The sequence below is a fragment of the Marinobacter sp. genome (genome assembly GCF_039977835.1).
In the GTDB taxonomy this organism is placed as follows: Bacteria; Pseudomonadota; Gammaproteobacteria; order Pseudomonadales; family Oleiphilaceae; genus Marinobacter.
In genome coordinates, this window is sequence record NZ_JBDWCL010000036.1 from 51,468 (window position 1) to 64,084 (window position 12,617).

A 12,617-nucleotide genomic window follows, 5' to 3' on the forward strand; every position below is an offset into this window, starting at 1 on the left:
CTTAAGGCCTTTCGTGGATCTTTTCTGAAGAAGCGGAGGCTCATGTGCTGGAACGGCTGCAACGCCGATTGGGACTGCAGACTATCCCGGGGGTGTTTTTCACCTCCGCCGGGGTGGCGGCGCTGTTTGTCGCTCTGGCGGTTCCTTTTGACCAGGTGGTGGCCAGGAGTTTCGGGCTACTCACTGGCTGGGTAGCCCGCAACCTCGGCTGGTTTTATATTCTCGCCGTTACCTCTCTGCTGGTGTTCCTGCTTGGCCTGGCCGTCAGCCGATACGGCAATATCCGCCTGGGAGCAGACGACAGCCGGCCGGACTATTCCAACCTGACCTGGTTTACCATGCTGTTTGCCGCCGGCATCGGTACCATCCTGATGTTCTGGGGTGTGGCGGAACCGGTTTCCCACTTCGCCAATCCGCCCTTTGAGGGCGTGCAACCGGGTTCTGAACGTGCAGCCAGCGATGCCATGACGGTAGCGCTCTACCACTTCGGCCTGCATACCTGGACCATTTTTGCACTGCCAGGGCTTGCCATTGGCTACTTTGCCTACCGTCACAATCTGCCCATGCGTATCAGCAGTCTGTTCTATCCGATTCTGGGAGAACGGGCGTTCGGGCCCTGGGGTTGGGCGGTCGATGTCATCGCCGTGCTGGGAACCCTGTTTGGTGTGGCGACCTCGCTGGGGCTGGGGACTCTGCAGTTGAACAGTGGCCTGAGCTATCTGTTCGGCACACCTTCCAACGGCCTTGTCCAGGTTCTCCTGATTGCGACGATTACCAGTATTGCTGCCACTTCAGTGGCTCTCGGGCTGGACAAGGGAGTGCGCCGGCTGTCCCAGCTCAATATCGTGCTGGCCATGATTCTGCTCGGCTTCGTGCTTGTCGTGGGGCCAACCGTATTCATCGCCGAGGGCATGGTCCAGAGTGTGGGCAATTACCTCCATGACTTGCCCTGGCTGGCCTTCTGGACTCAAACCTTCAAGGAAACCGACTGGCAACGGCAATGGACTCTGTTCTACTGGGCCTGGACCATCTCCTGGGCTCCGTATGTGGGGATTTTTATTGCCCGGATCTCCCGTGGACGAACCATCCGCGAGTTTGTCGCCGGTGTTCTGTTTGCCCCCACGGCGTTTACGCTGGTGTGGTTTGGTATTTTCGGGTTATCCGCCATTCAGGTGGAGATGAACGGCCAGATCGCACTGGCCGAACAGGTGGCAGAGGATCCCTCTGTCGCCATTTTTGCCTTTCTCGAAGCCTTCCCGCTTGCAGACGTGGCATCGGCCCTGAGCGTGGTCATCATCGTTATTTTCTTTACCACGTCATCCGATTCCGCCTCCCTGGTGATCGATATGCTGACCCGGCGGGACGATCAGCCGTCTCTGGTGCGCCAGCGGATCTTCTGGGCCGCCGCGCAGGGGGTTATTGCTGCAACCCTGCTGCTGGCGGGCGGGCTGGATGCGCTGCAGAACGTGATTACGTCGCTGGGCCTGCCTTTCTGTATTTTGCTGGTTTTTATGGCTGTAGCGCTGTTCAGGGCGCTGCGGGCAGATTACCGCGGATACAGCATGAACGAACTGGTCCAGGGGAGGGCTTTCCCGGAAGTGGAGGGCGCTTCCGTATCCACACAGGAGAACGACTATGTATCAGAAACTGTTGATCGCCATTGATCCGGAAGACGACGGCGAAGGCAAGCGCGCTCTGGAGGCCGCTATGGATCTGCTGGCCGAGGACGGTGAACTCCACCTTGCCAGTGTGTTCAGCCCGGGCGGTGGCGGGTTTTTCCCACACGTGACGGAGGAGGCGCCTGAGCGAAAAGAGGCGGAGGTTCGGGAAATGCTGGATCTTCTCGTGCGTAAATACCTGCCCCTGAACCGGAGCGCTACCTTGCACGTGGTGGCGGGCAGTGCCGGAGAAAAGCTGGTGGGCCTGGCCGGACAGCTCTGCGTTGAACTGATGATACTGGTCTCCCGTGGCAGCAGCGGGCACTGGCCGTTGCGACGGGCAACCGTGGAGTATGTCGCAGTAAATGCGACCTGTGCGGTACTGGTTCTGCCGTCAATGGACAAAGCCGAACTGGAGAAAAGTGAAGAACACCGCGAATAATCGGCCCGGGTATTAACGGAGAAGAACTATAGGGGAAGTGCTGGTTTCTAACCAATGGGTCCAGCGGAGGCTACACTTGAAACAGCCGATATCGAGTCCACGGTTGTATGTAGTAGTGCGATGGTTTTGCTGACTTTCGAAATCAGCTTACAGGGAGATCCCAATGACACAGAGCACTTCAAAAGCAACTACTGGAAATACAAAGGCACAAGGGGAGCCAAAGCCTCGCAGGGTCTATCTCGTCGACGGCGCGCGAACCCCGTTTCTCAAGGCCAGGGGGCGCCCTGGTCCATTCTCGCCGGTGGACCTCGCGGTCCAGTGTGGTCGCCCGTTGCTGTTGCGCCAGCCGATCCCGGCGGACGCATACGACCAGGTCATACTTGGCTGCGTTAACGTGGTGCCCTCAGAGATGAACCCGGCACGGATCGCCGCCCTGCGGCTGGGGATGGGAGAAGCCATGCCCGCATTTACCGTGCAGATCAACTGCGGTTCCGGTATGCAGTCCATTGATACCGCCTACAAATACATTCGTGAGGGTGACAGTGACCTGATCCTGGCGGGCGGCACCGAGGCTCTCAGCCACGCTCCCATGGTTCTGCAAACTGAAGCAGTGGAGTGGCTGGCGGGGCTCAATGCTGCTTCTTCTCCCCAGGATTATGCCCGCCAGCTAGGCCAGTTCAGCCCGAAGGACTTCAAGCCGGAAATCAGCCTGGCCAAGGGGCTGACGGACCCCATTGTCGGATTGAGTATGGGGCAGACGGCTGAGGTTCTGGCCCAGCAGTTCAACATTTCCCGGCAGGAGTCCGATGAGTACGCCGTATCAAGCCATCAACGCCTGGCCCGGGCCCAGGAAAAGGGCTGGCTGGACGACGAGGTAGAGCCCGCCATCTCGCCGGAAGGAGCGTTGTTCACGCAGGATGATGGTGTCCGCGCCGATACCTCCACCGAGTCCCTGGCCAAACTGAAGCCCGCCTTTGAACCGCCTTTCGGGCAGGTGACGCCCGGTAACAGTTCCCAGGTCACTGACGGAGCCTCCTGGATGATACTGGCATCCGAGGAGGCGGTGAAAAAATACGGGCTCAAGCCCAAGGCGGTCCTGGTTGATAGTGAGTGGGCCGCCCTCGACCCCAAAATCATGGGGCTTGGCCCGGTGCTAAGCTCCACCGCGCTGCTGCAACGACACAAGGCAGACCTTGAAGACATTGACCTGTGGGAAATCAATGAAGCGTTTGCGGCGCAGGTGCTGGCCTGCACCAGGGCCTGGAACGACCCGGAGTTCTGCAGGGTGGCCCTGGGTCTGGACAAGCCCATGGGGAGACTTGATCCCGAACGGCTGAATGTCGATGGCGGCGCGGTGGCGATAGGCCATCCGGTTGGCACCAGCGGTAACCGCATTGTGCTGCATCTGATGAACACTCTGCACCGCAAGGGCCTGAGGCGGGGCATTGCCACCGAATGTATTGGTGGGGGCCAGTCCGGAGCCATGCTGATTGAGGCGGTATAGCGACTCTCTCAGCGAGTACGCTTTAGCCACAGGATTCAGGAGGCAGCAATGACAGGTCATATTCTGGAAGCACTGAGTACCCGTGAAATGGCCCGGGGGCCATTTGAAAACCCGGATAGCGCTGCACAGGCAGAAAACTGGCAGCACTGGCACCTTGATCGCGACAGTAATGAAGTTGCATGGCTTATTTTTGACAAAAAAGATGCCGGCGCAAACGTAATCTCGGCCGGGGTTCTCGAAGAGCTTGACAGGATTGTCAGCGAACTTGAGAGCAAGCCGCCCAAGGGGCTGGTATTGCGCTCCACCAAGCCCACGGGCTTTTGCCTCGGGGCGGATATCTCGGAATTCACCGAGCTCAAGTCGGAATCCGAGGTGGTTGAAAAGCTCAGCCGGGCCCATGAAGTGGTCGACCGGTTTGAGGCATTGTCGTTTCCCACTATCGCCGTCATCCATGGTTCCTGTCTGGGTGGCGGCCTGGAACTGGCCCTGGCATGTGACTATCGGTTTGCCATTCCGGGTGCGAAACTGGGATTCCCCGAAGTGCAGTTGGGTCTGCATCCGGGCCTGGGCGGCACCGCCCGTTTTACCAGGCTGGTGGACCCCATTGAAGCCATGACCATGATGCTGACCGGCAAGACAGTCCCCCATTTCAAGGCCAGGAAACTGGGGCTGGTAGACCAGGTGCTCGAGGAACGTCACGTTGAAGCAGCGATCGCGGCGGCGATTGCCGGCGACATTGAGCAAAGTAGCAAAAGCATGCGTGGTCGGGTGCTTACAACAAAGCCGGCGCGCCAGCTGGAAGCCCGGCAGATGCGTTCACAGGCGGCCAAAAAAGCACCCCCTGAGAATTATCCCGCCCCCGAAGCACTGATCGAGCTGTGGGAGCAGTACGGGGGTGATTCTGGTCCATCCATGCGCAAGGAAGAAATCGCCTCATTTGCCAGGCTGATGATGACGGACACCTCCCGTAATCTGGTGAAGGTGTTCTTCCTGCGCGAAAAAATGAAGGGCCTGACCCGTACCGGGGCAGAACCGGTCAGGTATGTGCACGTTGTCGGCGCCGGTGAGATGGGGGCTGATATCGCCGGTTGGTGCGCCTTCCAGGGCCTGAACGTCACCCTCTTTGATATGGAGGCGGAAAAGCTGGCGGATGCGGTCGGGAAGCTGTCCGCTCTGTGTGAAAAGAAGCACCGTTCCGACTCCCAGCGCCGGGATATACTGGATCGCCTGACACCTGATTTCTCGAACCGGGGCGTTGAACAGGCTGACCTGGTGATTGAGGCGGTGCCCGAGAAGGTGGACCTCAAGCAGAAAGTCTATGAAGAGGTGGAGCCCAGGTTGAAACAGGGCGCTATCCTGGCCACCAATACCTCAAGCATTCCCCTGGAAACCCTGGGTGAGAAACTCAAGGACCCGAAACGCCTGGTCGGCCTGCATTTCTTTAATCCGGTTGCCCTGATGCCACTGGTTGAGGTGGTTAACCATGATAAGGCCGCTAAAAAAGTGGTGGACCGCGCCCTTGCCTTCGTTGGCCAGATTGACAGGCTCCCGGCACCGGTGGAAACCGCGCCCGGCTTCCTGGTGAACCGGGCACTGACGCCATACCTGGTGGAAGCCATGGTCATGCTGGATGAGGGCGTTGCCGCAGAAAGCATCGACCGGGTAGCGGAAGCGTTCGGCATGCCGATGGGGCCGATAGAGCTGGCCGACCAGGTGGGCCTGGACATCTGTCTGAGCGTGGCCGAGATGCTGCGTGACCGCCTGGATACCAAATTGCCGCCGGCGCCGGACTGGCTCAAACAGAAGGTTGAAGACGGCAAGGTGGGCAAGAAGTCCGGTGAAGGTCTGTACCAGTGGAAGAAAGGCCAGGCGGACAAGCAGGACAAGACAAAGCCAGCCCCGGACGACACCCTCGACCGGTTGCTGCTGCCGATGCTGAATGCCTGCTTTGCCTGCCTGCGTGAAGGCGTGATCGAGGATGAATCCCTGGTGGACGGCGCAATGATCTTTGGTACCGGCTTTGCCCCTTTCCGTGGCGGCCCCATGAATTACGCCCATGAACGGGGCATGGATGACATCCGGGAATCACTGGAAGCTTTGGCAAATGCCCATGGCGACCGGTTCAGGCCGGATGAAGGTCTCCGTAACCTTGGAGCTGCTCATGAATGATGTCGAACCGGGATCCGGGCCTCCGAGCTGTTGATACTCGAAAAGGTGAGCAATGGTGCTGAAAACCAGATAAAGCAGGCCAACAACTGACATGACCGATGGCTCACCAATGGTATTGATCCGGCGGCTCTGGCTGTTCTCGCGCCGGGTGATGCGGGATTTTCTCCGCAACCGTGGGGTTCTGCTGGCAGGGGGAGTTGGGTACAACGTGCTCTTGTCGGCAGTGCCCCTGCTGGCTCTGCTCGGGGTCTTGCTCACTCGTCTGGTGGACGAGGAGCAACTACTGAAGGTCATGGCGATCCAGGCCCAGCATTTTGCGCCTGCTCACGCTGACCTGTGGCTGGATGCCGTGCGTGCCTTCATGGAATCCCGGGATATCATTGGAATTGCAGGTATTCCGGTCCTGCTTTTCTTCAGCTCCTTTGCCTTCCGGATGCTGGAGGACTCGATTGCCATTATCTTCCACCGCCCGGACATCCCCCGGCGCAGCTTCTGGCTTTCAGCCGTGCTGCCATACGCGTTCATGCTGGTGCTGGGTGCCGGCCTGCTTACCATGACCCTGTTATTTGCCTTCATCAATACGCTTTACGACGAACCGGGGATGATCCTCTACCTGCTCAGTTTTGTCAGTGTCTTCATCATGTTCAGTGCTATCTACAAGGTGTTGCCCATTATGCGTATATCCCCGCGCAGAGCGGTGGTTGGAGGCCTGGTGGCGGCCATCCTTTGGGAGGCAACCCGGCTGGTCATGATGTATTATTTTCTCAATATCTCTTTCGTCAACGTGATCTACGGGTCGCTGACAACCATCATCGTTCTGTTGATCAGCCTGGAAGTGGGCTCCATTATTCTCTTGCTGGGAGCCCAGGTGATCGCGGAGCTGGAGCGCTGTGAGCGGGCCGGAGTGCCATGGTATGGCAGCCCGGACTGACTTTATCGTTCTGGTATTGAAAAATCAGTAGTGCACAACCGGGAGAAACGTCATGCGCTTGCTGTTATCCATCAGACTCTTGGGGCTTATTTTACTTCCTGGCCTGGCTGTCTTGCCCGGCACCGGTAATACTGCCTTTCGTTGCGGTTCCTCATTGGTGGACGTCGGCGACTGGCCGGTGGAAGTGGAAGAGCGCTGCGGAGCGCCGGATTACGTGGCCACTTACCCGACGGCTACCGTTCCCGGCGTCGGCGTTGTGGGCGAGGTAGAGCACTGGTATTACAACCCTGGCCCCCACGGATTCATCCGCCGCCTCGAATTTCGTGACGGCAAGCTGCGCAGTGAGCACAGCCTGGGCTATGGTTTTTCCGGAGACAGCGCCGGTGACTGTTCGCCGGCCCGACTGCAAAGTGGGGTCAGCGAATTCGAGATGGTGGCCTATTGCGGCGAGCCGGTTTCCCGGCGGGTCACCTGGGAAGCCATCGGCCGTGGGTCAGACATTGCCGGGCATTACCGGCCCGGTACCCTGGTGCCGGTGGAGGAGTGGATGTATGAAACCGGTAAGACCCAGTTTCGCCGGATCATCAGAATGCGCAATGGCCGGGTTACCCATGTTGAGACCACCAGGAAACCACGGGGAAACTGACTGTGACGAGATTCAGCGATGGATTGCCCGCACCATCAGTGCTGATGTTCGACTGGCACGGCACGTTGGTGGATACCCACGATGCGATGTTCAGCGCCATGGAAGACATGCTTCCGCAACTGGAAGATCTGGGCCTGGTGGACAGGTTGTTGCCTGAAGACAAATGCCGCACCGCCGATGACGCTCGCCTGGTGCGTTACATCCGGATTTTCCGTCGCCTGCATCCGCGTATTCTGGCAGAGCGGCGGGTGTCACGTACCGATATCTTCAATGCCATCTTTGGTGACGACAAAGAGGCCAGGTTAATCGCCCACGAGGCCTACAATCACTGCTACCGAAAATATTTCGGCAAGGTCAGGCCCTTCCAACAAGGTGCCTACGAATATCTCACTGCCCTGAAAGAGATGGGAATCCGGCTGGCGGTGTCCACTAATCGCAACCGGGAGTTCCTGGATAAAGAGCTGAAGATGGTCGACGAAGGGCGCTGGCAGAATCTTTTTGATGCCACGGTCTGTGCCGATGACGTGACCGAATACAAACCCGATCCGGAAGTCATCACCCGCGCCCTGGAGAAGCTGAATTTGCCGGTAGATGAGCGGGCCTGGTACGTGGGCGACAGTTATGTTGACATGCTCACCGCCAACCGCGCGGGAGTTTCGGGCGTTTTCTATAACGGTGCCTGCTGGGAGTCCGGGCGGATTGACAGCTGGTTCAGTCACCGGGACGCTCCGGCTGCGATTCTCGACAGCTTCGAGGATCTCATCAACCTGCTGGCCCTGCTTGAACGGCAGGAGCCGGACGCGTTCCGGGCGCCCCCTGCCGAAGTCCGCCCCAGACCCTATCCGCGCCCGGAACCGCCTCAGCCCCGTATTGAGCCTGACTGGCATCCCGCGGTTGTCCGTCTTATCCGGCCATCGGTGGTGTTGTTTGACTGGCATGCGACCCTGGTGGATACCCTGGACGCCATGTACCACGCGGTGGACGACATGTTTCCCGAATTTGAGGCGCTGGGGCTTACCGACCGCATGTTGGCGCCCGAAGACAGTAAAACCCCTGAGGATGCCCGTCTTGTGGCTTACGTTCGCGAGTTTGCCAGACTGCACCCCAAGGTGCGGGCCGATCGAAAGATATCACGCACGGATATCTTTGAAGTGCTCTTCGGTGAGGACCAGGACGCGAAACAGATGGCCCACAAGGTGTTCAACCGCCACTACCGGGAACATTACGGCACGGTGAAAGCCTTCGAACCCAAAGTGCGTGCGGTACTTGAGGGGTTGCGGCGCACTGGTATCCAGGTAGGGGTGATTACCAATCGTGACCGGGAGTTTTTCGAGCATGAGCTGGCCGCCGTGGAAGACACCGGCTGGACTCACCTGTTTGATGTGGATGTCTGTGGCGATGACACGCCCCTGAGGAAACCCCACCCGGACCAGCTTTATCTCGCGGTGCAAAAGCTGGACTACCCGCCGGACCCAAGCGTTTGGTACGTCGGTGACAGCACTACCGATGTCATCGCCGCGAAGCGTGCGGGCATGACCGCCGTGTTCTTTAACGGTGCGCAATGGGATCTGCCGTGGTTGAACCGGATTTTTCCGGGCACCCACAAACACCCGGATAAACCGGATGTGGTGGTTAACGACTTTTCGGAGTTCTGGGCTCTGGTGCTGGCCTGTGAGGTCGGGCCGCCGTGAGGTCCGTCTTCTTACCGGCTACCCAATGCCTTTTCAATGTCCAGCCCCAATATGACCACGCCCTTGGGCAGACCGTCTGAAACAGGCCCCACCGGCGCGCTGACGGTTACCTGAAAGCGTGAGGTGGAAGCATCGTAACGAATGTCCGATAGGTACATGGCCTCCACACCGGTTGAGCCTGCAAGGGTGTTTTCCACAACATGGGTAAACTTGGGCTCGTCTCCCTGCCAGTAATCAGACGCAAGCTGGCTCATGGCGACGAGTGTGCCGAGATTATTAGTGAGCAGAGCCTCGGTGACAGTGTCTCTGTGGGTCAGCTTCCAGGCGTGAAGGGTTCGGGAGCCGGGCAATTCAAGGATGGCTTTTGCAAGTTCGGGCGTTGTCGCGGGTGCCAGCGCTTGCCATTTGGCGTCGAACGTCAGCACATCGGTCAGGTTTTCAATGGGTGGGCCGGCGTCGATCGCCTGTTGCAGGTTGAGCATCCCCTCGATTTCGTTGAACAGTCGCTCTGACAGGTTTTTTATCCGTGCCTCCTCATCGGCAGTAAGTGTGATCTGGCCTTCCATGCAGGCGGGCAGGAACTGGTTGAAAGCGGGCAGGAAGTCAGGGTTGTTGGCGGTGAAGTTTTCACTGAGATACATATACAAGGGTGCGTAACGGAGAAAGTGGGCGTTCAGTTCGTCGGCGCGCGACTTGTCTGGCTCGTGCAGGTCAATCATGGCGCGCCTGTCCATAAGGGCTGCATCGATTCGGCCACGCTTTAACAGGGCGAGCAACTGGCTTGGTAGTGAGACGCTCATGAAAACGTCAAAACCGTTGTTCTCAAGCCAGGCCTCCTCATTACTGCCGTCCACAACGCCGATGCGGGCAGTTTCCGGCACTACGTCCGGATCAGTTGTGAAGAAATACCATTTCTCAAGGGCGACCGGGTTGCTTCTTTTCGCAGTAGTATCCAGTTCGATGGAAGGATCTATGGCAAAGTAACCATCGATCAGGTTCCTTTGCAACGAGTGTACGGCCCGATTTTGCGGCGTGATCCGAATGCGGGTCGACCAGCCGGCCCGGCTCGCAGCGCAGTTAACCGTATCTGCCGTCTCGCCAACTACCTTCGAGTCGCCAGGGCCTCCTAGTGCCGGGACCTGGTAAGGCGATGACGCAAACGTATAGAGATTGAGTTCAGGGGGCCGGGCATAACAGACCGACAAGGCAACCGTGCCGATTACACCCAGAACCACAGGCCGGAAATCCATGGAGAGCGTTTCACCCATTTTTGTTAACAATCTTGAACTCAGCCTAGCACTCACTCGGGGCTTTTGCCTCACAACTTTTAGACATATGCTTGCAGGTGCGAACAACAATAAAGGTTTTTAAATGTCTGATGTAAAAGCATCGATTCTTGTTGTCGACGACGACCTGGCGATACGTGAGCTATTGCAGGAACATCTGTCCCGTGTTGGTTACGACGTGATGACTGCCGCCGAAGGTGATGGCATGCGCCAACGGCTGTCACAGTCAAAGGTGGACCTGATCGTGCTCGACATTATGATGCCCGGCGACGATGGCTTCACGCTTTGCCGGGAAATCCGTGAGCACTCGCAGGTGCCCATCATCATGCTGACGGCAAGCTCCGATGAAACCGACCGGGTGGTGGGCCTGGAAATAGGGGCCGACGATTACCTGGCAAAGCCGTTCAGCGCCCGTGAGCTGCAGGCCAGAGTAAAGGCGTTGTTGCGGCGCTCAAGCTTTACCCGAGCGGACAATCCCCGGTTCGTGCGTTTTGATCGCTGGCGTCTGGACACACTGGCCCATGAGCTCATCTCGGATCAGGGACGAGCCATCCCCCTGTCTGGCGCCGACTTTGCGCTGTTACAGCTCTTTCTCGCTCACCCAAACGAAGTGCTGGACCGTGACACCATTTCCGGGGTTACCCGTGGCCGGGAATCCATGCCCCTTGACCGGGTTGTGGATGTTGCGGTCAGCCGCCTGCGCCAGCGCCTGGGGGATCAGGGGCGAAACCCCAGGCTGATCAAGACGGTGCGCGGTGCCGGGTATCTGCTGGCGGCAACAGTGTCTTATGCCGCGGAATGAGGGCGGGGCGGTCGATACCGGGCGCCGGGTATGGCGCCTAGTGCCCTCGTCGCTCCTGGGGCGCATCCTGCTGCTGACACTGCTGGCCATGGGGGTGGCCCAGGTGGCCTCGAGTATGATCTGGGTAGGTACCTTCCGCGCCCAGCAGGTTGAGGGGCTGGTCAATACCACCCGCAATCTTGCCTCTTCGGCGGCGGCCACCACGCAGTTCTTCAAGTCTCTGCCGCTCCAGTACCGGCATATTGTGCTGGATCAGCTGAGGGACATGGGCGGCTCCCGCTTTTTTGTCTCCCTCAATAACAAGCGCATAGAAATGCGGGCACTTCCAGACAGCGAGCGCAAGCAACTGGTTACCGAGGAAGTTGAGGCAGTGCTCAGGAGCCGGTTGGGTAAATCGACCAATCTGTATGTGGAGTTTGTTCACCCGGATGACCTTCGAATCCTCAATACCCAATTACCACTGGATGCACTACCCAAGTCCTGGGCGCACCACGCGTTGACCCTTGAGCCCATCAAGCCCCCGGTGCTGGTCACTCAGGTAGAAGTGGCCACGGGCGAGTGGCTTTATCTGGCGTCGTTGTTGCCCGCCCCTTACGTGTCGCTGGACGACGAAAGCATCCCGGAGCAGCAGATAGTGTTTATCCTGGTGATGATCGGCGTGCTTTTTCCCGTGTTGGCCTGGCTCGTACGCCGCCAGACACGGCCATTGCACAAACTGGCCCGGGCCGCCCGTGACCTGCCACTGGACGAATGCCAGCCACCGTTGCGGGAACAGGGCAGTGCGGAAATTGTGGCTGTTACACGCGGCTTTAATACCATGCATCGGCGGCTGCAGAGCTACATCAGCGACCGGGACCAACTGTTCAGGGCGATCTCCCACGACCTTAAAACCCCGATCACCAGGCTGCGCCTGCGGGCTGACCTGATTGAGGACGACAATACCCGCGAACGGCTAGAAAGCGATCTCCAGGAACTGGAATTGCTGGTGAAAGGTGCCCTGCAGAGCATGAAAGACACGGACATTCACGAGAACGTTGAGCTGATTGATATCGATGGCATGTTGCGTCGAATGGCCGAAGCCTATACCGGTGGCAGCCCTCGCGTGGGGGTGGAGGGAAGCTGTGCCCCGTATCGAGGCAAACCCCTGGCATTGAAGCGCTGCCTGGGTAACCTGATGGACAACGCGGTCAAGTATGGGGAGGCGGCAACGATCTGCGTTGAAGACTCTCCCGAACAACTGGTCATCCACGTCAGGGACCACGGCCCTGGCATCCCCGAGTCGGAGCTGGACCGGATTTTCGAGCCCTATTACCGCCTTGGTCAGGAGCACCGGAAAGGACACGGGCTCGGGCTCGGAATCGCCCGTAACATTGCTCAAAGCCATGGGGGCGACCTCAGGATAGCCAATTGGTCAGGCGGGGGCCTGGACGTGACCCTTTCGCTCCCACGACATTGAAATTTCAATGTAACAAACGTGTTACATCGGTC

General features: G+C 58.6%; 10 protein-coding genes. 9 read left to right on the forward strand and 1 reads right to left on the reverse strand.

Annotated features, from left to right (window positions below):
- Positions 1 to 44: 44 nt before the first annotated feature.
- The 7 genes from ABJM11_RS09810 to ABJM11_RS09840 all read left to right on the forward strand — a co-directional run bounded on the left by ABJM11_RS09810 (position 45) and on the right by ABJM11_RS09840 (position 9,041).
- Positions 45 to 1,664: a BCCT family transporter gene (locus tag ABJM11_RS09810; protein ID WP_348296111.1), complete on the forward strand. Its 1,620-nt coding sequence runs from the start codon at positions 45 to 47 to the stop codon at positions 1,662 to 1,664.
- Positions 1,636 to 2,100, forward strand: coding sequence for a universal stress protein (locus ABJM11_RS09815; protein ID WP_348296110.1), 465 nt, complete (start codon positions 1,636 to 1,638; stop codon positions 2,098 to 2,100). The genes ABJM11_RS09810 and ABJM11_RS09815 overlap by 29 nt, the downstream gene beginning before the upstream one ends.
- 163 nt (positions 2,101 to 2,263) lie before the next feature.
- Positions 2,264 to 3,604 (forward strand): acetyl-CoA C-acetyltransferase, encoded by a 1,341-nt coding sequence (locus ABJM11_RS09820; protein ID WP_348296109.1) that lies wholly within the window; start codon positions 2,264 to 2,266, stop codon positions 3,602 to 3,604.
- Positions 3,605 to 3,652: 48 nt separating this feature from the next.
- Positions 3,653 to 5,773 carry a 3-hydroxyacyl-CoA dehydrogenase NAD-binding domain-containing protein gene (locus tag ABJM11_RS09825; protein WP_348296108.1) on the forward strand — a complete coding sequence of 707 codons (2,121 nt, stop codon included), beginning with the start codon at positions 3,653 to 3,655 and terminating at the stop codon, positions 5,771 to 5,773.
- 91 nt (positions 5,774 to 5,864) lie between these two features.
- Complete coding sequence (locus ABJM11_RS09830) at positions 5,865 to 6,704, forward strand: YihY/virulence factor BrkB family protein (protein WP_348296107.1); 840 nt, start codon at positions 5,865 to 5,867, stop codon at positions 6,702 to 6,704.
- A 52-nt stretch (positions 6,705 to 6,756) separates the two neighbouring features.
- On the forward strand, positions 6,757 to 7,350 hold the full coding sequence (locus ABJM11_RS09835) for a DUF2845 domain-containing protein (protein WP_348296106.1): 594 nt from the start codon (positions 6,757 to 6,759) through the stop codon (positions 7,348 to 7,350).
- 2 nt (positions 7,351 to 7,352) lie between these two features.
- Positions 7,353 to 9,041 (forward strand): HAD-IA family hydrolase, encoded by a 1,689-nt coding sequence (locus ABJM11_RS09840; protein ID WP_348296105.1) that lies wholly within the window; start codon positions 7,353 to 7,355, stop codon positions 9,039 to 9,041.
- Positions 9,042 to 9,052: 11 nt separating this feature from the next.
- Here ABJM11_RS09840 and ABJM11_RS09845 read toward each other — a convergent pair whose 3' ends face one another.
- Entirely contained in the window at positions 9,053 to 10,309 is a 1,257-nt protein-coding gene (locus ABJM11_RS09845) for a transporter substrate-binding domain-containing protein (RefSeq protein ID WP_348296104.1), read from the reverse strand.
- 103 nt (positions 10,310 to 10,412) lie between these two features.
- Here ABJM11_RS09845 and ABJM11_RS09850 point away from each other — a divergent pair, with 103 nt between their 5' ends.
- Positions 10,413 to 11,129 (forward strand): response regulator transcription factor, encoded by a 717-nt coding sequence (locus ABJM11_RS09850; RefSeq protein ID WP_348296103.1) that lies wholly within the window; start codon positions 10,413 to 10,415, stop codon positions 11,127 to 11,129.
- On the forward strand, positions 11,116 to 12,585 hold the full coding sequence (locus ABJM11_RS09855; RefSeq protein WP_348296102.1) for an ATP-binding protein: 1,470 nt from the start codon (positions 11,116 to 11,118) through the stop codon (positions 12,583 to 12,585). Before ABJM11_RS09850 ends, ABJM11_RS09855 begins: the two co-directional genes overlap by 14 nt.
- Positions 12,586 to 12,617: the final 32 nt, after the last annotated feature.